Origin of the sequence: Meiothermus sp. Pnk-1 (assembly GCF_003226535.1) — a bacterium.
Classification (GTDB): Bacteria; Deinococcota; Deinococci; order Deinococcales; family Thermaceae; genus Allomeiothermus.
On record NZ_QKOB01000005.1, the window covers coordinates 129,514 to 149,331 of the forward strand.

Here is a 19,818-nt window from a genome sequence, read left to right on the forward strand (position 1 = left end):
CGGTAGAACCAACATGCACACGAAATCACAAAACCCGCCTTGACGCGGTTCCTGAGGAAGTGTATACCAATAGCGAACCAAATGCGTAACGGGCGGGAAATCTCCCGGAAAAGGACGACCTGAAGACCATACACCATCTGCTGTCCCGGAGGGTAAGGAGGCCGAATGAAAAAGTACTTTGGAGTGTTGCTAGCGGGTTTGGCGGCGCTATCCCCGGCGCTGGCCCAGAACAAGGTCAAGCTCACCATCGAAAGCTGGCGCAACGACGACCTCAAGATCTGGCAGGAGACCATCCTCCCGGCTTTCATGAAGAAGCATCCCAACATCGAGGTGGTGTTCGCGCCCTCGGCCCCCACCGAGTACAACGCGGTGCTGGACACCAAGCTCAAAGCCGGAACCGCTGGAGACCTCATCACCTGCCGCCCCTTCGACAAGAGCCTCGAGCTCTTCAACGCCAAGTACCTCGAGGGCCTCAACGACCTGCCTGGCATGAACAACTTCTCCGAGGTAGCCAAGGCTGCCTGGAGCACCGACGACGGTAAGACCACCTTCTGCGTGCCCATGGCCTCGGTGATCCACGGCTTCCTCTATAACAAGGCCATCTTTCGTGAACTCGGGCTTACTGCGCCCAAAACCGAGGCCGAGTTCCTAGCGACTTTGCAAAAAATCCAGGCCAGCGGCAAGTACTCGCCCTTGGTGATGGGCACCAAGGACCAGTGGGAGTCGGCCACTATGGGCTACCAGAACATCGGCCCCACCCTCTGGAAAGGGGAGGTGGGGCGCAAGGGCCTCATCGCCGGGACCCAGCAGTACAACAAGGGAGGCTTCTTGCAGGCGTTCGAGGCCCTCGCCAAGTGGCGGCCCTTCCTGCCTCGCGGCTACCAGGCCCTGGCCTACCCTGACGCACAGAACCTCTTCGCCCAGGGGCGTGGGGCGATTTACCCTGCTGGCTCATGGGACATCGGCGTTTTTCGGCAGATGAACCCCAAGCTCGAGCTCGGCGCTTTCAAGCCTTACACCTTCCCCAATCTCGGGGCCACCCAGTGCGTCATCAACGATCATCCGGACATCGCCATCGGCCTCAACGCCGCCAGCAAGAATAAAGAGGCTGCTCGCACCTTCCTCTCCTGGGTCGCCAGCGACGAGTTCGCCCAGCTGTACGCCAACGCCCTGCCTGGGTTCTTCCCGCTGGCCAACGTGAGCTACACCGTCTCTGACCCGGTGGCCCAGGAGTTCTTAAGCTGGCGCAAGCAATGCCAGACCTCCTTCCGCACCGCCTACCAGATCCTCTCCCGCAACGCCAACCCCAACAACGAGAACGACCTGTGGAACGCTTCGGCCCAGGTCTTGAACGGCACCATGACCCCCAAGCAGGCCGCCGACTTTGTGCAGTCGCGGTTAGCCTCGTGGTACGGACCGCAGAGAGGCAAGTAAGCAGGCGAGGAGTGGGGAGGGCCACCCCTCCCCACCGGACAAGAGCGGTGTTTTCATAGCGATGAAGCGCAGGCCGTTCCCCTGGCATCTAGTGGTCTTTTTGGCCCCGGCGGCTATCATATATACGCTCTTCATGACCTACCCGCTGCTGGGTTCGCTGGTGCTGTCCTTGCAGAACAAGTCTGCCGCCGGTACGGAGACTTTCGTGGGGCTGCACAACTACCACACCCTCTTTACTGCCCCGGAGTGGTCAAAGCCTTTTTGGAATGCCTTTTGGAACAACGTCAAGTTTTTTGCCATTCACATGTTGGTGCAAAACCCGGTGGGCCTGCTGCTGGCGGCCTTGTTGGTGAGCCGTATCCGGGGGGCTTGGCTCTACCGCACGATTATCTTCACCCCCACCATCCTCTCGGTGGTGATCATCGGTTTCGCCTGGAAGCTGATCCTGAACCCGGCCTGGGGTATCTCGCAGGGGATTCTGGATGCGGTGGGGTTGGGAAACCTCAACCAGCCATGGTTGGGGCTCGAGTCCACTGCCCTGCCTACCTTGTCGCTGATCTCGGTGTGGCAGAACGTCGGCATCCCCATGATGCTCTTCCTGGCCGCCCTGATCCGTATTCCCGACGAGCTGATAGAGGCCGCCCGGGTGGACGGGGCAGGGGCTTGGACGATCTTCTGGAGGGTCCAGTTCCCCCTCATCCTGCCTACGGTGGGCATCGTTGCGGTGCTGACGTTTGTGGGTAACTTCAACGCCTTCGACTTGATCTACGCCACCCAGGGGGCTCTGGCCGGGCCTAACTTCGCCAGCGACATCCTGGGGACCTTCTTCTTCCGCACGTTCTTTGGCTACCAGCTCCAGCCCGGCGACCCCTATATGGGGGCCACGGTGGCCGGGGTGATGCTGCTGATCATCTTGAGCGGGGTGCTGGTGTACCTGTTCGCTTGGCAGCGGCGCCTGCAGAATGTCCAGTTCTAGCACGTCATGGGGAGTGTACCCCTGATGAGCCCAAAGACCCCACAGACCCCGCACCGAGGAATTATAGGCCCATCGGGATGGAGGCCTGGCGTGGCGCGTGCTCATTGGCTGCGGGTCATCGGCCTTCATATCGCCCTGATCGCTTACTCGATCCTGGCTTTGTTCCCGGTGTTGCTGGTGGTTCTCAACGCCTTCAAGGACAAGCTCGCAATTTTCAGCGCGCCCTACGCCTTGCCGAACGCCCAGACCTTTACCCTCGAGGGCTTCCGCACCCTCGCGGCCACCGCCAACTTTCCGGCGTACTTCCTCAACAGCTTTTTGGTCACGGCGGGCTCGCTGCTACTGATCATCCTGGTAAGTTCGATGGCCGCTTTTGCCCTCGCCGAGTACGCCTTTCGGCTCAACACCGTCATCGCTCTCTATCTCTCTATCGGCATTATGGTGCCGATCCGGCTGGGCACCATCGGGATTCTCCAGCTTGCAGTTAAGCTCGATTTGGTCAATACTTTGTGGATCTTGATCCTGGTCTACACCGCCCAGGGCATCCCGCTCGCGGTGTTCGTGCTGACGTCTTTCATGCGGCAACTGCCCAAGGACCTAAAAGACGCCGCCCGCATAGACGGCGCCAGCGAGTACCGCATCTACTGGCTCACCCTACCCCTGGTGCGCCCCGCTATCGGCTCGGTGCTGGCGATCTCGATGATTCCCATCTGGAACGATCTTTGGTTCCCTCTCATTCTGGCCCCCGGCGAGTCGACCAAAACTATCGTATTGGGGGCCAGCGTGTTTTTGGGGCAGTTTGTCAACGATTACAACGCGGTGCTGGCTGCGCTGACCTTAGCGATTGTCCCGGCGGTGGTCTTATACCTGATCTTTTCCCAGCAGCTCATTCGGGGCATCACCGCGGGGGCGGTGAGGTGAGGCTTGAGGGCAAGATGCCAAGAAGGGAGGTTCGATGCGCGTAGGAATCGTGGGAAGCGGGGTGATGGGCGAGGTTCACGCGGCGGGGTGGCGAAGCACCGAGGCCGAGTTGGCAGGGTGTTTTTCGGCGAACCCGGAGCAAGCGCGGCGCTTGGCCGAAGAGTACGGGATGAAGGTCTACCGGGATTATTCCGCGTTGCTCGAGGACGTGGACATCGTCGACATCTGCGTACCGACATACCTGCACAAGGCCATGGTGCTCGAGGCCGCCGCAGCTAGAAAACACGTGATCTGCGAGAAACCCATCGCCCTGACGTTCAAAGACGGCCAGGAGATGATCGCCGCCTGCGAGGAGGCCGGGGTGCGGTTCTTCGTGGCGATGGTGGTGCGGTTTTTCCCTCAGTACCGGCTCTCCCGCGAACTGGTAGCCAAGGGGCAGATTGGCCAGCTGGGGGTGTTGCGGCTCAAGCGGGTCTCCTACCCGCCGCACAAGCCGGCGGATAACTGGTACGCCGACGAAGCCCGGTCGGGGGGGATGGTGGTGGACTTGATGATCCACGACTTCGATTACGCCCGCTGGCTGGGGGGCGAGGTGGAGCGGGTGTTCGCTCGAGCCAACCAGGCCACCGACGGCCTCGGCCAGTACGCCCAGGTGATTTTGCGGCACAAAAGCGGCCCGATGGCCCTGGTAGAGGGAGGTTGGGTGTACCCACCGGGTGTGTTCCGCACCGCCCTTGACCTCTCCGGCACCGACGGCCTCATCGAGTGGAGTTCCGACGAACACGCCCCGCTGCGGAGCTTCACCCTCACCCGCCAAGGGGGAGGTGCCGCGGTGGGCCTGCCGGTGGCGGGCTTGGCCGAGGATCCCTATGCCCTCGAGCTCCAACATGCCTACCGCGCCATCGCGAGCGGCGAACCATTTGAGGTGACCCCTCAGGACGCCCTCGAGGCCCTGCGCATCGCCCTGGCCGCCAAGGAGTCCATCCGCACCGGCAAGCCCGTCAATTTGTGAGGCCCTATGCGCATCGGGATGCTTTCCTTTGCCCATCTACACGCCGAGGGATACCAGGCCCTCCTCCGGGCCATCCCGGGGGTCGAGCTGGTGGGGTTTTCCCACGAGGAGGCCGAGGAGGGTCGGCACTTCGCGGCGGAGTACGGCCTGCGCTGGTATCCAAGCCACCAAGAACTGCTGGCCGAGGGGCTAGACGGGGTGGTGGTCTGTTCGGAGAACGCCCGCCACCGCGAGCTGGTAGAGATGGCCGCCGAGGCCCGCTGCCACGTGCTGTGCGAGAAGCCCATCGCAACCCGTCTCGAGGACGCCCGGGCCATGCAAGCCGCCTGTGAGCGGAACGGGGTACACTTCATGACCGCTTTTCCTATGCGCTTCGCCCCTTCAGCGCAGGCCCTTCGGAGCGCAATCCGGCAGGGACAGCTGGGCTGGGTGTACGGGGTCAACGGGATCAACCACTCGGAGATCCCTAAGGCCCACCGGGCCTGGTTTGCGGATGGAGGGCTGGCCGGGGGTGGCGCGGTGATGGACCATGTGGTGCACCTGGCTGACCTGCTGCGCTGGTACTTCGGCGCCGAAGCGACCGAGGTCTACGCCGAGGTGGACAATCTCTTTTACCCGGGAGCGGTGGAGGTGGATACCGCAGGGCTCTTGCTCCTTTCGCTTTCCAATGGGGTCCAGGCCAGCATTGACTGCTCCTGGAGCCGCCCCACCTGGTACCCCCGCTGGGGCCACCTGAAGATGGAGGTGGTGGGAGAGCGCGGCGCGCTGGTGCTGGATGCTTTTGCCCAGTACGTGACGCTGTACGCGCGCAACGCCCCCCGTAAGGTGAGCTGGGTGGGCTTCGGCCCTGACCCCAACCGGGGAATGTTAGAGGAGTTTGTCGCCAGCATTCGTGAGCGGCGCCCACCTGCCGTGACCTGGAACGATGGCTACCAGGCTTTGCGGGTAGCGCTGGCGGCCTACGAATCGGCCCAGGCCAAAGAACCGGTGCGGCTCTCAGGGTGAGGGGCCTTCGCCCTTTTCACTCCACGGGCATACTATCCTGAGGTATGGCGGGCAAAACTCGGGAAGACCTACCGGCGTTGCGGCTGTTGGAAAGGCTTCTCCCGCGCGAGCGGAGCTTTGCGGTACGTATGGGAGAACACCTGCTGCCTGCTACCCAAGCGGCCCAGGCTACCGTAGTGCTCCACCCGCGCCTCCTCGAGCGGCTGGCCCCGCCGCTGGATTTGGCCTTGGGCGAGGCGTACGCGCGAGGAGAGCTCGAGGTCGAAGGGGACCTAGAAGCGGTGTTGGCTGCGCTAGAAGGGCTCGAGCCCTCCTCTTTGCGGGTGCTGGCTGGGTGGGGCAAGGCCCAAGGCCTGCCCCGGCTCGCCGCCATGTTGCGCGGACGGCCCCATTCCAAGTCTCGCGACCGAGCGGCCATCCAGCACCACTACGACCTCTCCAACCGCTTCTACGAGCTTTGGTTGGACAAGCGGATGGTCTACTCTTGCGCTTACTTCCCTACCGGCCAGGAAACCCTGGATCAAGCTCAAGAGGCCAAGCTCGAGCACATCTGTAGGAAGCTCCGCCTCAGGCCGGGCGAGCGCTTGCTGGACGTGGGCTGCGGGTGGGGTGGGCTGGTCATCTATGCGGCCCAGCGCTACGGGGTAGAGGCTTTGGGGATCACCCTCTCCACTGCGCAGCTCGAGGAGGCGCGGGCCCGGGTCAAAGCGGCGGGGCTCGAGGGGCGGGTGCGCATCGAGGCCCTCGACTACCGCGACGTCGGCGGCAGTTTTGACAAGGCCGCCAGCGTAGGCATGGCCGAGCACGTCGGGCACGAGAACCTGGGGCGCTACTTCCAGGTGGTCTGGGAATGCCTTGAGCCGGGCGGGCTCTTCATGCACCACGTCATCACCCGGGGGCCGGTTCCGCCCTCGGTGCCCGCCTGGGTGGCTTCGGGTGAGTTCATGCGCCGCTATATCTTCCCTGACGGGGAGATCTTGCCCCTGTGGCAAAACCTCCAGGCCGCGGAAGCGGTAGGCTTCGAGGTGCGCGACGTGGAGGATCTGCGTGAACACTACGCCCGTACCCTGCGCCTGTGGCGCAAGAACCTCGAGGCTCGCTTCCAGGAGGCGGTGGAGGAGGTGGGTCTCGAGCGCGCCCGGCTATGGCGGCTCTACCTGGCCGGCTCGGCCCACCAATTCGCCTACGGGCACCTCTCGATCCACCAGAGCTTGCTGGCCAAGCCGGGGCAAGGAAGCCGGGTGGAGTTGCCGCCCTCGAGGGCTGATTTGTACCGCCCCTACACCGCCGTAAACCCCGGGTAGCTCTTGGGGAGCAGCCCGCGCTCGAAAGCAGCTTTGGAGAGCTCTTCCCGGAAGTTGGGGTGGGCGATCTCGATGAGCGCCTGGGCCCGTTCCCTTAGGGACTTCCCGAAGAGTTCCGCCACCCCGTACTCGGTGACCACATAGTGCACATCGGCACGGGTCGTTACTACCCCGGCTCCGGGCTTGAGTAGCGGGACGATGCGCGAGAGCGTCCCGTTTTTGCCCGTGGAGGGGAGGGCGATGATCGGCTTTCCGCCGTCGCTGGCCGCCGCCCCCCGGATGAAATCGAGCTGCCCGCCGAAGCCGGAGTAAATCTTGGTCCCGATGGAATCCGCACAGACCTGCCCGGTGAGATCTACTTCCAAGGCCGAGTTGATGGCGATCATCCGGTCGTTGCGGGCGATGTTGAAAGGATCGTTGACCCAGTCGGCGGGGCGCATCTCGAAAAGCGGATTGTTGTGCACGAAGCGGTATAGCCGCTCGGAGCCCAGCACGAAGGTGCCAACCACCTTGCCGGGCAGCAGGGTCTTTTTGATCCCTGTCACCAAGCCGCGCTCGAGCGCTTCCATCACCCCGTCGGAGATCATCTCGGTGTGGATACCCAGGTCCTGGCGGCCCTCAAGGTTGGCCAGCACCGCGTCGGGGATGGCCCCGATGCCCATCTGTAGGGTGCAGCCGTCGTCAATCAGGTCGGCCACGTACTTGCCGATCCTGGCCTCGACCTCGCCGCAGGGGGCGCGCGGCAGGGTGGGCAGGGGCGTATCTACCTCCACGAAGGCCGCGAACTTCGAGACGTGGACGAAGGTATCGCCCAGCGTGCGGGGCATCTGCGGGTTGACCAAGGCGATGACTTTCCTGGCGCTCTCGACCGCCGCCTTGGCCGCGATGACCTCCACCCCCAGGCTTACGAAGCCGAACTCGTCGGGCGGTGAGACCTGCACCAGTGCGAAGTCCAGCGGCAGCACCCCGCGCTTGAACAACCAGGGGACTTGGTGCAAGGAGATCGGCACGTAGTCCGCCCGACCCCCATTCACCGCCTCTCGGTCCGCAGGGCCGACGAAGAGCGAGCGGCGGCGGAAGTGGCCTTCCATCTCGGGGGCCAAAAAGGGGTCCGGCCCGAGCTGAAGCACGTGGATTAGCTCGACGTTTTGTAGCTCGTCCTTGCGGGCCGCCAAGGCTTCCAAAAGGGGGATGGGGGTAGCGGCGTTCCCGGAGATGAAGACCCTGGAGTGGCTTTGGACGAACTCGGCGGCGGTCTCGAGGCCCACCAGTTTGGCGTGGTAGAGCTTGCCGACCTCGCTTCGCCGGAGGGCTTTTCCGGTACGGGTGGCCTTCATGCCCTTATTAGACCCGCATCAGGGGCGGCAAATGTCCCGGCGAAAAGGGCGGCACAGGACAAAGGGTTTGGCGTTTTGTGGAACGCGCACAAAAAGCCTTTGCCTGTGGCTGTGGAAAGGCTACCCGCAGGCCACACCGGCTCGAGGCGCTCGGTGGCGTGCTTGGACGGAGCGGGGAGCCTGGGGTGCGTAACGCGGGATTAACGCTGGCCTTGGTACGGTGGCGGGTAAGGGCGACTTGTCGCTTGAGAAGAAACTAATAGGGGTATTCCAGAGTATGCGCCCGAAGCCGGTGGTGCTCATCGTGCGGTTGTGGCAGGTGAAGGATAAATTGCGGGCCTCGGTGCGGCCCGCCCACGGGGGTGCGACCCGCTATTTCAAGGATATGGCCTCGCTGTGTGCTTACCTGGTCGAGGTTCAGCGGGTCGGGGCAAAGGTCAAACCAGAGGATCCCCAGGGCTTGAAGTGACCTCCTCCCCCCACTAAAGTGGGGGGATCGAACCTAGCCCTTCGGGCTGACCCCCCTTCGCCGACGAGGCTTATGCGCACGTAGGGATGGCTTCCCACCGTCCGAACAGCGGCCCTCATCTCCAGGGGCGTGACTTCGGGCCGGTCCGGCCCTAGGGCCTGATCAGGGCTCAGGCCAAGCCCTTTTCTGAGGATGACCAGGGCGACACCCATTGGCGTCGCCAGGGTTTCCTTGGGCCTGGCTTTCAACCCGCCAATCGCCATCGTGTGGAGGTCCATGTATCCCCCCACTAAAATGGAGGGCATTGTAGCTCCCACACCCCCTTCTCTGTAAGGCCCGCGGGCTTTTCTTATTTCACCTCGAGCGCGAACACCAGATTGCTCACCTGGCGCAGCACTAGACGTAAGGTGTCGTTGCCCCGCTGGATGCGCAGCTCCTCCAAGGGCGGGGTGAGCTGGTAGCGTCCGTCCAGGATCTGCCACCCCCCCACCCGGAGCTGATCCCGCAGGTACTGCCGCAACTCCTCAAACGAGGCGGCACTCTGGAAGCGGCTTTCGCTCTGGCGTCCGGCGTAGCGCTGCGCGAGCAAGGTACTGCCGGGGTAAGCCGCCAGGGGCAGGTAGCTCGAGAGCAGGGGAACCCCTGCGCTGTTGCGCACCACCAGAAGACCGGTTGCCACCACCACCCCTCCCGCCCGAGAGGTCGTTGGCTGGGGAGCACAGGCCGCGAGCAGGATCAATAACCACAACCAGCGCACCCGCTCAGTGTAAAGGGCCGGGCGGGGTCTATTTTTGAGGTTATGCATAAGACGGGGATGGGCTGCTTCTCATCCGGTGATGCTAGATTGGGCGGCGTGAACCCCGTGGCCGATTGGATCTTCGTGGCCTTGTGGTTGGTGGGGCTACTTGGAACTTTTATCCCGATTCTGCCCGCGACCCTTATCATCCTGGGGGCAGCCCTCCTGCACGAGCTGCTGGTAGGATTCTCTGAACTCCCTCGGGGGGTGTGGATCGGGTTAGGGCTGCTGACGGGGCTGGTGTTTCTGGTAGACAACCTGGCCGGGCTCTTGGGGGCGCGGCGCTACGGGGCCTCTCGAGCCGGGGTTTGGGGGGCTTTTTTCGGAGGGCTGCTGGGGATCTTCATCCTTCCCCCGCTGGGGCTTTTCGTGATGCCCTTCGTGGGGGCTTGGGTGGGTGAGGTGGTAGCCGGGCGCCCCATGGAAGCCGCGCTTCAGGCGGCCTGGGGTACGGTGGTGGGGATGTTTGCCGGGATGCTGGGGAAGTTCCTGATCCATGTGGCCATGGGCATCCTGGTGTTGCGGGCCATCTTTTAGTGGGGGTTGGGATGCCGGACAAACCCGAGACCCATAGCGATAGCCGGGCAGAGGGCTGCATGGGTTACGTGCTGGTCTCCCGCCGGGGCTGTCATCTCTGCGAGGAGGCCGAACAAGCCCTCAAGGCGGCCTCATTGCCCTACCATTGGCGGGATGTAGACGCTGATCCAGGCTTGCGCGGCTATACTTTTCGGGTTCCGGTGTTGCTCCATAGGGGCAAAGTGGTTTTAGAAGGAGCGATCACCCACGATAAACTGATGAGGGCGTTGAAGCGAATAGAGGAGTGTTGATATGGATCCCACCATGATCGAAATCGGGCCGTTCCGCATAGCCTGGTACGGCTTCTTTCTGACCGTGGCGATCTTTGCCAGCTTTGAGATCGCCAAGCGCATCCTTAGGCGCTGGAACTTCGACCCCAACCAATTTGAGCAGGCCGCTTTCTGGGCGGTGGTGTGGGGGGTGGTGGGGGCCCGGGTGGGCTATGTCCTCACCAGCCCCGGCGAGTTCGTGCGCAACCCGGTAGAGGCTTTATATATCTGGCATGGCGGGCTCTCCTTTCACGGGGCCATCATCGGCGGGGTGCTGGCCTTCTACTACTACTACCGTCGCTACGGTTACCCCATCCTGGCCTATCTGGACGCCTCTATGCCAGGGGTGGCGATCGGCATCATGGCGGGGCGGTTGGGAAATTTCATGAATGGCTCTGATACTGTAGGCCGCCTGACCAACCTCCCCATCGGCTTTACCTGGCCCCAGAGCGCTACCGGCTTTCCCGGAATCTGCAAATCCACCAACGACCTGGCCTTTGGCGGTTGTTTGGGGGAGGTCGTGCGGGGGCCGGTACACCTCACCCAGCTCTACGGGTTTCTAATCGGTTTGGTGCTGTTGTTTCTGGGGTTGTACTGGATCCGCCAGAACCGCCCTTTCGGTTATGTGTTCTGGCAGTTCGTGTTGTGGTATAGCGCGCTGCGCTCGGTGTTTGAAGAGACCTTCCGGCTCAACCCCTTGTGGTGGAGAGTCTACGAAAACGATCAGATCGGTATCGGCCTATTCACCGCCACCCAGCTCATCTCGATCCCGCTTATCCTCCTGGCGGTCTTTATGCTGCGTCGCCTGCCCAGGGGTGAGCGCCAGCCCGCTTCGGTGGTGGCCCCGCCCGCTCCGCCGGCCAAACCAAGGCGCAAGGGGTAGCGGTTATAGCCTCGCCTCGAGGTAGACTGAGCGTTTGGATATGGTTATGGGTCATGCGGTCGTGATTCTGGCTGCGGGTCTGGGTACCCGCATGCGGTCGAAGCTGCCTAAGATGCTCCATCCGCTGCTGGGCAAACCGATGGTGGCTTACGCGGTAGAAACCGCCCTCGAGAGCGGGGCTGAGCGGGTGGTGGTGGTGCTGGGGCATGGGGCAGAGGAAGTGCGCCAGGCCCTCAAGGGCTACCCGCTGGAATACGTCGTTCAGGAGCGCCAGCTGGGCACTGCCCATGCCCTGCTGCAGGCCCGCCCCTTGCTCGAGGACTACCCCGGCCCCATCGTGCTGCGGCAGGGGGATACCCCCTTAGCCCGCCCCGAGACCATAATCAATCTGGTCAAGGCCCTCGAGACCTCCGACCTGGTGCTCCTCACCGTGAAGATGGCCGATCCCACCGGAATGGGCCGCATCATCCGCGACGGCGACGGTGAGATCATCGCCAACGTGGAGGAAAAAGACGCCAACCTGGCCCAGCGGGCGATCAAAGAGGTGAACGCCGGGGTCTATGCCTTCCGCAACGACGTGTGGGCGGCGCTCGAGCAAATAGACAACCGTAACGCCGCCGGGGAGTACTACCTGCCGGACCTGATCCGGATCTACCGGGCCATGGGCAAGCACGTCAAGGGGTTGGAGTCCAAGGACCCCGGCGAGCTGTTAGGGATCAACACCCGCTCCCAGCTGGCCCAGGTGGAGGCCATCCTGCTCGCACGGTTGCGGCAGCAGTGGATGGACCGGGGGGTGCGGATGATCCAGCCGGAGACCATCTACCTCGAGCCCAGCGTCGAACTGGCCCCTGATGTGACCCTCTGGCCGGGGGTGATCCTGCGCGGGGCGACCAAGATCGGGGAGGGCTGCGAGATCGGGGCTTACTCGGTGCTCACCAACATGGAGCTCGAGCCCGGGGTCATCCTCCGCCCCAACGTGGTGGCCGAAAACTCGCTCATCAAAAGCGGGGCCGACGCGGGGCCTTTCGCCCGCTTTAGGCCAGGGGTGGTGCTCGAGGAGGGAGTCCACGTGGGCAACTTCGTGGAGCTGAAGGCCACCCGCATGCGCCGGGGGGCCAAGGCCGGGCACGTGGCGTACTTGGGTGATGCTGATATCGGCGAGGACTCCAACATCGGGGCCGGGACCATCACCGCCAACTACGACGGAAGGCAAAAACACCGCACCATCCTGGGTCGGGGGGTATTCGTTGGCTCCAACAGCACCTTGATCGCGCCCATCAAGATTGGGGACCGGGCCTATGTCGCCGGGGGGAGCACGCTCAATCAGGATGTGCCCGAAGACGCCCTGGCCATCGCCCGCGAACGCCAGCGCAACATCGAGGGCTACATGAAGCGCAAGCGGGGCTGAGAGCTAGGAGCGGCCACCGACCGGTCTTCGGCCGGGAAAGTATTCATTTGTAATTCAGCGATGGGAGTACACTTAGGCTTAGGAGAATGCCATGAACCTGGGAATGCCTGAGATCCTGATCATCTTGCTGGTGGCGCTGCTGCTCTTCGGGCCGCGCAAGCTGCCCGAGCTGGGCCGCAGCCTGGGGCAGTCCATTCGCGAGTTCAAGCGAGGGGCCCAGAGTATCCGCGAGGAGTTTGAGAGCACGGTGAACCTGGACGAGAAACCGCGGCCGGTCGCGGCCAAGCCGGAGGAGGCTACTCCGGAGAACAAGTCCTAGTTTATGCGCGAAGCGCCCTTGATGGAGCACCTCGAGGAGCTGCGCTCGAGGATCATCTGGTCGTTGGTGGCCTGGGGGGTGATGACCGGGGTGGCCTTCACCTTCCGGGTGCAGCTTTTGGATTGGCTCAAGAGGCCGCTGGATGCCTTCAACGCCGCCAGCAACATCAAAGCTGAGCTGATCGTCCTCAACATTACCGAACCTTTTCTCACCGCCTTCAAGGTAGCGGCCTTCGGCGGTTTGGTGTTTGCTCTTCCTTTCATCGTCTATCAGATCTGGGCTTTCATCGCACCTGGCCTGTATGATCACGAGCGGCGCTTGGCGGCCCCTTTCCTGCTGGGGGCGGGTTTTAGTTTTGCCGCGGGGGCGGTATTTTCTTATTTTGTGCTCCTGCCCTTTGCGGTGCCGTTCCTGTTGGGGTTTTTGGGCGACGTGGTGACGCCGCAGATCTCCATCGGCATGTATATGGGTCAGGTGTTAGCCTTTATGGGGCTGATGGGCCTTCTGTTCGAGATGCCGGTGGTGAGCTACCTGCTCGCTCGGCTGGGCTTCCTGACCAGCCGTTTCTTGATCAGCAACTGGCGGATCGCCATCGTGCTGCTCATCACCTTAGCGGCGGTGATTACGCCTACGGTGGACGTGGTGAACCTGTCCTTGGTGGCCCTGCCGCTGTTGTTGCTGTACTGGATTTCGATCTTCCTGGTGAAGTGGGCCGAGCGCTCGAGGCCCAAAGATATCGAAAAGACCGCAGCCTAGGGGTCTGGCAACACGGGCGGCCGGTATCGGCCGCCGGCCTAACCCGGGGCTGTCAGCCCCATCCGCGGTCGTTCGGGGCCTTGATGGGCAAGAACGAGGCCGGTGCTTTGGTATACCAGTTGCGCAAGGCGAGGCGGGTGGGCTACAATCCTCCAATCTATGGACCAACGCATCCAGGACCTTCGGCGGGAAGTAGACAAGATCAACCGTGAGCTGCTGCGCCTCCTTTCGGAGCGGGGGAAGCTGGTCACCGAGATCGGCCGTATCCAGACCGAGCTAGGTCTACCCCACTACGACCCCAAGCGGGAGGAGGAGATGCTGGCCTACCTCACCGCGGAAAACCCCGGTCCTTACCCGGCCAGCACCATCAGGGGGCTGTTCAAGGAGATCTTCAAAGCCTCGATGAACCTCGAGGAGGCCAAGGACAAGCAGAAGTTTCTCTACTCCAGGAAGGTCAAGCCCGACGACACCAAGGTCAGGGTAGGGGAGGTAGTGTTTGGGGAGGGGAAGCTTCTGGTGGCGGGGCCTTGCTCCATCGAGTCCGAGGAGCAGATGATGTCTACCGCCCGCTTCCTGGCCGAGCGCGGGGTCAAGGTGTTGCGGGGTGGGGCCTTCAAACCGCGCACCTCGCCCTACGGTTTTCAAGGTATGGGCGAGCCCGGGTTGCGCCTCGGTCGCAAGGCTGCCGATGCTTACGGCATGGTCTTCGTTAGCGAGGTGATGGATACCCGCGATGTAGAGCTTTTGGCGCAGTACGTGGACATTCTCCAGATCGGCACCCGCAACGCCCACAACTTTGCCTTGCTCAAGGAGGCGGGCAAGGCCAGCAAGCCCGTACTGCTCAAGCGCGGCTTTGCCCAGACCGTAGAGGAGTGGTTCTATGCGGCCGAGTACATCCTCTCGCACGGCAACGGCCAGGTGATCCTCTGCGAGCGGGGTATCCGAACCTACGAGAAGGCCACCCGCAACACCCTGGACCTCTCGGCGGTGGTCCTCGCCAAGCAAGAGACCCACCTCCCGGTGATCGTAGACGTGACCCACGCAGCCGGCCGCACCGACTTGCTGGCCCCGCTGGCGCGGGCAGCCTTGGCGGCTGGGGCCGATGGCGTCCACGTCGAGGTGCATCCCAACCCCAAGGTGGCCCTCTCCGACAACGATCAGCAGATGGACTTCGCCCAGTTCGAGAAGTTTTTGGCTTCAATCGCCGATCTGATGCCCGTGACCTTGGTCGCCAAAGAGTAGAGGCGGCGCTTGCGGCCCACACGAAAACCCCGGCAAAGCCGGGGTTTATCGCACCCTTTAGTCGGGCGGCTTTGTCCTAGCTCAAGCGGGCAGCACCCCGGCGCTGGCGTCGTGGCCGGGGACAGCGCTGGAGGGTGCGGTGACCTTCACCCTAACCGAAGGGCCCCCGGCTTGCCCGGCCCGCCGCACCTGGTAGGTGTGGAGCCCGGGGCTGGGGGCAGGCTCGAGGGCGAACGACCATCCGCCGTTCTGCTCCACCGTTACGCTGCCGAGCTTGGTGGCGCCGTCGTAGATCTCCAGGGTTTCGCCGGGTTGGCCGGTACCTTGCAGGCTGAACCCGCCCGCCGGGACCTCGGCCCCGTCGGAGGGCGAGGTGATGCTCAGGTTGGTGTTGAGAGGAACCCGTACGGCGAGGTCGGGCTGCCCCGCGGCGAAGGCCCGATACCCCAGGAAGGGCAGGATGCCTAGAAGCCCGATCAGGACCATGGCCAGGGTCATGGCCCAGCGAGCGCTGCCGAAAGCGGGGGTGGCGGTGGGCCAGGGCGGGAGTACCCCAGCCCGGTCTTCTTCCCGCCCGTCTTCGGGCTGCCGCGAGAGCAGCGCCAGGCTGAACAGGCGCAAGTAGTAGTAAGCGGCGATGGCCGAGGTGACCAGGGCCAGCACCAAGAGGGGGTACTGGTGGGCCTTGGCGCCCTCGAGGAAGACCAGCAGCTTACCCCAGAAGCCGGGGAAGGGGGGTAACCCCGTCAGCGAGAGCATGGCGAAGCCCAAGCCTATCCCTAAAAACCGGTTGCGCCCGAAGAGGCCCCGCAGGCGCTCGTAGGGGACGTTGCCGTTGGAGATCGCCGAGAGCACAGCGAACGCCAGGCCGGTCCCCAGCAGATAGGTCAGCAGGTAAAAGCCAATGGCTGGGGCCGCGGTCGCGCTGTAGAGGCCGATCCCTACGTATCCGGCGTGGGCGATGGAGGAGTAGGCCAGCAGGCGCTTGGCCTCGCTCTGGGCCAGGGCCCCCAGGTTCCCGAAGATCAAGGTCAGGACGATGACCGCAGCCAGCGCCGCGCCCCAGGCGGGCAGGCCCTCGGAGGTGAGGCGTACCAAGGCGGCGAAAGCGGCGGCTTTGACCGCGGTGGCCATGAGCAGGCTGACCCCGGTAGGGCTGCCCTGGTAGACGTCAGGGGTCCACCAGTGGAAGGGCACCATCGAGGCCTTGAAGGCTAGGCCGATCAACAGCAGCACCATCGCCGCCGTGTAGAGCGCGCCGCTGCCGCTCGTTCCGGCGTTGAAGCTACCGGTGGCGCCGAAGTGCAGCGCGATGCCGTAAAGGAAGATGGCCGCCGAGATGGCCCCCAGCAGGAAGTATTTGAGGCCCGCTTCGTAGCTTTGCTCGTCGCGTCGCCAGGTGGCCAGCACGTACAGGGGCAGCGAGAGGGCCTCGAGCGCGATGAGGATCACCACCAGGTTCGGCGTGGAGGCCATCAGGAGCATCCCGACCGCGGCGTAGAGAGCCAGCAGGTAGTACTCTGCCCGCTCGCTCGTTTCCCTACCGATCACCACCGCCCACAACACCCCCAGCAAGGCCACCAAGGTGAGCCCCTGAGCCAGGGAGTCCCAGCGGAAGAGGCCGAAGTACTCCGCCGTCTGGTTCCACCCCACCAGGATGGCTCCCACCGCAACGAGGACGCTCCCCGCGGTGAGCCATTTGGTGACCCGCAGCGGGATCCATAAGGCCAGCAAGGTGAGGACAGCGGCGGCGCTCGAGAGGATCAAGAGGGGGATCATGCCGCACCTCCGAAGAGCGCGGCAAACGCCTTGGCCAAGGGTTGCAAGAGCTGGGTAAAGAGCTTAGGGTACAGGCCCAGCAGGGCGATAGCGGCTACGATCACCACCGCGAAGCTCCATTCCTGTAGGGTCATGTCGGGGACGGCGCGGCTCTCGTTTTCGTGGAAGACTTTCTGGTAGGCGGTAAGGGCATAAGCTGCCGCTGCGATCACCGAGAGGAAGGCCACGAAGGTCAGCCAAGGGCTAGCCTTGTAGGCGCCCAAGAGGGCCATGAACTCTCCGGGGAACCCGGCCAGCCCCGGCAGGCCGATCATGCTCATCACCAGGATCATGCCCAGCGCAGCCAAAGCAGGGGCACTTTTGGCCAGCCCCCGCACCGGGCCAATCTCCAGGGTGCCGGTGCGCTCGTAGAGCAGGCCCGTAAAGAGAAACATCCCGCCCGTGTAGACGAACGAGGCGCCCAGCAGGAACAAAGCCCCCACTGCGCCCTCGCTGGTTCCGCTGAAAAGCCCGATGGCCGCCAGCCCCATGTGCGAGATCCCCCCGTAGGCCAGCAGGTTTTTCCAGTCCTTGGCCCCCCAGGCTGCCCAGGCCGCGTAGATGGCGGTGAAGGCAGCCACCGCCAGCAGCAGCGGTTGCAGGTTTTGGAAGCCCTCTGGGGCTAGGGGCATGGCCCAGCGGAAGAAAGCGAAGACACCTACCTTGTATAAGGTGCCCATGGCGTCGGCCAGGCCGCTGGGGTGGCTTTCCTGGTGGAAGCTGGGCAGCCAGGCGTGGAGCGGGAAGAGGGGGGTCTTCACCGCCAGGGCAAAAAGGAAGCCCAGGAAGACCCAATTGGCGATGGAACCTTTGAGCGGGTGGTTTTGTAAGTCGCCGATCAAAAAGCTCTCCGCCCCTCCCAGGAAGCGGGCCGCCAGGATAGCAGCCAGCATCGGCAACGACCCCACCAGGGTGAACAGGGCGAAGGTGTAGACGGCCCGCATCCGCTCACGCCCGCCGTACAGCCCCAGCATGAGGAGGGCGGGAATTAGGGTGAACTCGAAAAATACGTAGAAAAGCACCAGGTCCAGGGCGGCGAAGATGCCCAACAACCCGGTTTCCATCATCAGCGCGTAGCCCACCATCCGCAGCGGGGCTTTAGCCACCCAGACGCCCAGAAAGACCGTAAGGGTCACCGCCAGCCAGAGGAACATGGCCGCGTTGTCGAGGCCCACTGCGTAGTAGATCCCGGCAGGGGCCAACAAGGGGGCCTGGGTGAGGTAGGCGATCCCTTCCTTGGGATGGAAGACGAACATCCCCAACGCCAGCACGAAGACCCCGCCCGAGGCCACCAGGGCAAAGGCCCGCCCCAGCCCCGGCCATAGCACCAGGGCGATCCCTGCCAGCAGGGGAAGGAAGAGGACGATGTCGGCCAGGTTCATCGGCTTACCCCCCATAGGAGGAGCAGTACCGCTCCGACCACCAGCCCCGCTGCGTAGAAGCGGATGTAGCCGGTCTCGAGCCTAGCCAGCAGGTTCCCGATTCCGGCGGTGAGGGTTCCCAGCCAGCCGAAGCCGCCCAAAAGGCCTCTGTCGCCGTCAAAGAGCAGGCTGCCCAGGCCCTTGAGCGGATTTACGATGAAGGTGTTGTACATCTGGTCCACGTAGAAGCTATGCTCGGAGGCCTGCGCAAAACGCGTATACCAGCCGGGCAGGAGTTTTTGCTGGAAGAAGCGGTAGCCCAGGTAGAGACCGGCCAGGGCCACCAAGGCCGAGATCAGCACCAACGTCCACTCGAGCGCCAGGGATGGCTTTTCGTACTCGAGGTGGGCCAGGTTGGGCTCGAGAAAGCGCTCGAGGAGGTTAGGGAAGGGTTCCGGCAGGCCGATGTAGCCGATGAACACTGCTCCCAAAGCCAGGATGTGGTTGGGGAAGAGCATCACGCCCGGGGACTCATGCGGGTGTGCATCCCCCCGGTATTGACCCAAAAACACCGTCACAAACCAGCGCATCGAGTACATGGCGGTGAGGAAGGCGGTAGCCAGCAGCAGGAGGTAGAACACGAGGCTCGAGTTTACGCTGTAGAAGAGGGTGGAGTAGAGGATCGCATCCTTCGACCAGAAACCCGACAACAGCGGCATGCCCCCCAGCGCCAGGGCCCCGATCAGCCCGTGCCAACGGGTTTGGGGCAGGTAGCGCCACATCCCGCCCATTTTGCGGATGTCCTGCTCGCCGCCTAGGGCGTGGATCACCGAACCCGAGGCCATGAACAACAAGGCCTTGAAGAAGGCATGGGTGAGCACGTGAAAAAGGGCGACCCAATAGGCTCCCATGCCCGCGGCCACGAACATAAAGCCGAGCTGGGAGAGGGTCGAATAGGCCACGATGCGCTTGATGTCCTGTTGCCCAAAGGCCGACAGCGCCCCATAAATCGCGGTGAGAAGCCCCAGGATGGCGATCCACAGCGAGACCTCCGGCGCGTTGATGTAGAGGAAGCTGCTGCGGGCCAAGAGGTACACCCCTGCCGTGACCATGGTGGCGGCGTGGATCAGCGCTGAGACCGGGGTGGGGCCGGCCATGGCGTCGGGTAGCCAGACCATCAGGGGAACCTGGGCGCTCTTGCCGACGGCTCCCACGAAGAGCAACAAGGCCGCCAGGGACAGCCCGGCGGGGATGAAGAGGTTCTCCTCGAGCTTGGCGTTGATCTCGGAGATGCCCAAAGTCCCGAACATCGCCCACAACAGCCCCATACCCAGCAAGAACCCCAGGTCGCCGATGCGGTTGACGATAAAAGCTTTGCGGGCCGAGTCGGCGTTCACCCGGTCCTGGTACCAGAAGCCGATCAGGAGATACGAGGCCAGCCCCACGCCTTCCCAACCGATGAACATCACCACGTAGTTGTCGGCTAGGACCAGGGTGAGCATCATGGCGATGAAGAGGTTGAGGTAGGCGAAGAAACGGCTGAAACCGGCATCTGCGTGCATGTAACCGATGGCGTAGACGTGGATCAAGAAGCCCACGCCGGTCACGATCAGGAGCATGAGCCCGGAGAGGTGGTCCAGGTTGAGGCTGAAGGAGATGCCAGGTAGCCAGTCGCTGATGGCAAACTTGGCCCCACCCTGGGCCAGCAGGATCACGCCCAGCACCAAGCTGGCGAGCACCAGCCCCGAGGCGATCACTCCCGGCAGGGGCTCCCGCATCCGTTTGCCGAGCAGACCCAGCAGCACGAATCCCAGGAGGGGAAAGAGAATCGTCAACACCAGCATGGGCCGATACCTCCCTGGTCTAGGCGCAGAGGCAGCGAGCGGGCACGTTGCCCCTTGCGGTTGGCGCAGCTTGATAAACCATCAACTC

Annotated in this window: 19 protein-coding genes; 14 read left to right on the forward strand and 5 right to left on the reverse strand. The window is 63.4% G+C overall.

The window, feature by feature from the left end; translation table 11 throughout:
* The first annotated feature begins 165 nt into the window (after window positions 1-165).
* The 6 genes from DNA98_RS09035 to DNA98_RS09060 all read left to right on the forward strand — a co-directional run bounded on the left by DNA98_RS09035 (window position 166) and on the right by DNA98_RS09060 (window position 6,652).
* Complete coding sequence (locus DNA98_RS09035) at window positions 166-1,434, forward strand: ABC transporter substrate-binding protein (RefSeq protein WP_110529332.1); 1,269 nt, start codon at window positions 166-168, stop codon at window positions 1,432-1,434.
* Window positions 1,435-1,567: 133 nt separating this feature from the next.
* Window positions 1,568-2,410, forward strand: a complete 843-nt coding sequence (locus DNA98_RS09040) for a carbohydrate ABC transporter permease (RefSeq protein ID WP_233493162.1) — start codon at window positions 1,568-1,570, stop codon at window positions 2,408-2,410.
* 90 nt (window positions 2,411-2,500) lie between these two features.
* Window positions 2,501-3,331 carry a carbohydrate ABC transporter permease gene (locus DNA98_RS09045; protein ID WP_110529339.1) on the forward strand — a complete coding sequence of 277 codons (831 nt, stop codon included), beginning with the start codon at window positions 2,501-2,503 and terminating at the stop codon, window positions 3,329-3,331.
* 34 nt (window positions 3,332-3,365) lie between these two features.
* The gene (locus DNA98_RS09050) at window positions 3,366-4,343 is read left to right on the forward strand and encodes a Gfo/Idh/MocA family protein (protein WP_110529342.1); all 978 of its coding nucleotides are present in this window, start codon (window positions 3,366-3,368) and stop codon (window positions 4,341-4,343) included.
* Between the two features lie 6 nt (window positions 4,344-4,349).
* On the forward strand, window positions 4,350-5,348 hold the full coding sequence (locus DNA98_RS09055) for a Gfo/Idh/MocA family protein (RefSeq protein WP_110529345.1): 999 nt from the start codon (window positions 4,350-4,352) through the stop codon (window positions 5,346-5,348).
* Window positions 5,349-5,392: 44 nt separating this feature from the next.
* On the forward strand, window positions 5,393-6,652 hold the full coding sequence (locus tag DNA98_RS09060) for a cyclopropane-fatty-acyl-phospholipid synthase family protein (RefSeq protein WP_110529347.1): 1,260 nt from the start codon (window positions 5,393-5,395) through the stop codon (window positions 6,650-6,652).
* Here the strand turns inward: DNA98_RS09060 and DNA98_RS09065 are convergent.
* Window positions 6,628-7,989, reverse strand: a complete 1,362-nt coding sequence (locus DNA98_RS09065; RefSeq protein WP_233493163.1) for an acetyl-CoA hydrolase/transferase family protein — start codon at window positions 7,987-7,989, stop codon at window positions 6,628-6,630. The two genes, DNA98_RS09060 and DNA98_RS09065, sit on opposite strands and share 25 nt — an antisense overlap.
* 277 nt (window positions 7,990-8,266) lie before the next feature.
* Here DNA98_RS09065 and DNA98_RS09070 point away from each other — a divergent pair, with 277 nt between their 5' ends.
* Window positions 8,267-8,458: a hypothetical protein gene (locus tag DNA98_RS09070; protein ID WP_110529350.1), complete on the forward strand. Its 192-nt coding sequence runs from the start codon at window positions 8,267-8,269 to the stop codon at window positions 8,456-8,458.
* Window positions 8,459-8,807: 349 nt separating this feature from the next.
* On the opposite strand, the gene DNA98_RS09075 is transcribed toward DNA98_RS09070, so the two are convergent.
* On the reverse strand, window positions 8,808-9,215 hold the full coding sequence (locus DNA98_RS09075) for a hypothetical protein (RefSeq protein ID WP_129865638.1): 408 nt from the start codon (window positions 9,213-9,215) through the stop codon (window positions 8,808-8,810).
* 96 nt (window positions 9,216-9,311) lie between these two features.
* On the opposite strand from DNA98_RS09075, the gene DNA98_RS09080 reads away from it, so the two are divergent.
* The 7 genes from DNA98_RS09080 to DNA98_RS09110 all read left to right on the forward strand — a co-directional run bounded on the left by DNA98_RS09080 (window position 9,312) and on the right by DNA98_RS09110 (window position 14,707).
* Window positions 9,312-9,791: a DUF456 domain-containing protein gene (locus DNA98_RS09080; protein ID WP_110529356.1), complete on the forward strand. Its 480-nt coding sequence runs from the start codon at window positions 9,312-9,314 to the stop codon at window positions 9,789-9,791.
* An 11-nt stretch (window positions 9,792-9,802) separates the two neighbouring features.
* Window positions 9,803-10,081, forward strand: a complete 279-nt coding sequence (locus tag DNA98_RS09085; protein WP_110529360.1) for a glutaredoxin family protein — start codon at window positions 9,803-9,805, stop codon at window positions 10,079-10,081.
* Between the two features lies 1 nt (window position 10,082).
* On the forward strand, window positions 10,083-10,982 hold the full coding sequence (lgt, locus tag DNA98_RS09090; RefSeq protein WP_110529363.1) for a prolipoprotein diacylglyceryl transferase: 900 nt from the start codon (window positions 10,083-10,085) through the stop codon (window positions 10,980-10,982).
* Window positions 10,983-11,028: 46 nt separating this feature from the next.
* Window positions 11,029-12,390 carry a bifunctional UDP-N-acetylglucosamine diphosphorylase/glucosamine-1-phosphate N-acetyltransferase GlmU gene (gene glmU / locus DNA98_RS09095; protein WP_110529366.1) on the forward strand — a complete coding sequence of 454 codons (1,362 nt, stop codon included), beginning with the start codon at window positions 11,029-11,031 and terminating at the stop codon, window positions 12,388-12,390.
* 91 nt (window positions 12,391-12,481) lie between these two features.
* Entirely contained in the window at window positions 12,482-12,709 is a 228-nt protein-coding gene (locus DNA98_RS09100) for a twin-arginine translocase TatA/TatE family subunit (protein ID WP_110529370.1), read from the forward strand.
* A 3-nt stretch (window positions 12,710-12,712) separates the two neighbouring features.
* Complete coding sequence (gene tatC, locus DNA98_RS09105; protein WP_110529373.1) at window positions 12,713-13,465, forward strand: twin-arginine translocase subunit TatC; 753 nt, start codon at window positions 12,713-12,715, stop codon at window positions 13,463-13,465.
* Between the two features lie 159 nt (window positions 13,466-13,624).
* A complete protein-coding gene (locus DNA98_RS09110; RefSeq protein WP_110529377.1) occupies window positions 13,625-14,707 on the forward strand; it encodes a bifunctional 3-deoxy-7-phosphoheptulonate synthase/chorismate mutase in 1,083 nt (360 codons plus the stop codon).
* Between the two features lie 81 nt (window positions 14,708-14,788).
* Here DNA98_RS09110 and DNA98_RS09115 read toward each other — a convergent pair whose 3' ends face one another.
* Genes DNA98_RS09115 through nuoL form a run of 3 tightly spaced genes read right to left on the reverse strand, consistent with a single transcriptional unit; the run spans window position 14,789 to window position 19,730 of the window.
* Entirely contained in the window at window positions 14,789-16,486 is a 1,698-nt protein-coding gene (locus tag DNA98_RS09115; protein WP_110529380.1) for an NADH-quinone oxidoreductase subunit N, read from the reverse strand.
* Complete coding sequence (locus DNA98_RS09120; protein ID WP_165363957.1) at window positions 16,483-17,901, reverse strand: NuoM family protein; 1,419 nt, start codon at window positions 17,899-17,901, stop codon at window positions 16,483-16,485. The genes DNA98_RS09115 and DNA98_RS09120 overlap by 4 nt, the downstream gene beginning before the upstream one ends.
* Window positions 17,902-17,903: 2 nt before the next feature.
* Complete coding sequence (gene nuoL / locus DNA98_RS09125; protein WP_110529387.1) at window positions 17,904-19,730, reverse strand: NADH-quinone oxidoreductase subunit L; 1,827 nt, start codon at window positions 19,728-19,730, stop codon at window positions 17,904-17,906.
* Window positions 19,731-19,818: the final 88 nt, after the last annotated feature.

Coding starts and splice junctions, on each gene's coding strand:
- DNA98_RS09035 (WP_110529332.1), top strand. CDS start 166: ATGAAAAAGTACTTTGGAGTGTTGCTAGCGGGTTTGGCGGCGCTATCC.
- DNA98_RS09040 (WP_233493162.1), top strand. CDS start 1,568: ATGACCTACCCGCTGCTGGGTTCGCTGGTGCTGTCCTTGCAGAACAAG.
- DNA98_RS09050 (WP_110529342.1), top strand. CDS start 3,366: ATGCGCGTAGGAATCGTGGGAAGCGGGGTGATGGGCGAGGTTCACGCG.
- DNA98_RS09055 (WP_110529345.1), top strand. CDS start 4,350: ATGCGCATCGGGATGCTTTCCTTTGCCCATCTACACGCCGAGGGATAC.
- DNA98_RS09060 (WP_110529347.1), top strand. CDS start 5,393: ATGGCGGGCAAAACTCGGGAAGACCTACCGGCGTTGCGGCTGTTGGAA.
- DNA98_RS09065 (WP_233493163.1), bottom strand. CDS start 7,989: ATGAAGGCCACCCGTACCGGAAAAGCCCTCCGGCGAAGCGAGGTCGGC.
- DNA98_RS09070 (WP_110529350.1), top strand. CDS start 8,267: ATGCGCCCGAAGCCGGTGGTGCTCATCGTGCGGTTGTGGCAGGTGAAG.
- DNA98_RS09085 (WP_110529360.1), top strand. CDS start 9,803: ATGCCGGACAAACCCGAGACCCATAGCGATAGCCGGGCAGAGGGCTGC.
- lgt (WP_110529363.1), top strand. CDS start 10,083: ATGGATCCCACCATGATCGAAATCGGGCCGTTCCGCATAGCCTGGTAC.
- glmU (WP_110529366.1), top strand. CDS start 11,029: ATGGGTCATGCGGTCGTGATTCTGGCTGCGGGTCTGGGTACCCGCATG.
- DNA98_RS09100 (WP_110529370.1), top strand. CDS start 12,482: ATGAACCTGGGAATGCCTGAGATCCTGATCATCTTGCTGGTGGCGCTG.
- tatC (WP_110529373.1), top strand. CDS start 12,713: ATGCGCGAAGCGCCCTTGATGGAGCACCTCGAGGAGCTGCGCTCGAGG.
- DNA98_RS09110 (WP_110529377.1), top strand. CDS start 13,625: ATGGACCAACGCATCCAGGACCTTCGGCGGGAAGTAGACAAGATCAAC.
- DNA98_RS09115 (WP_110529380.1), bottom strand. CDS start 16,486: ATGATCCCCCTCTTGATCCTCTCGAGCGCCGCCGCTGTCCTCACCTTG.
- nuoL (WP_110529387.1), bottom strand. CDS start 19,730: ATGCTGGTGTTGACGATTCTCTTTCCCCTCCTGGGATTCGTGCTGCTG.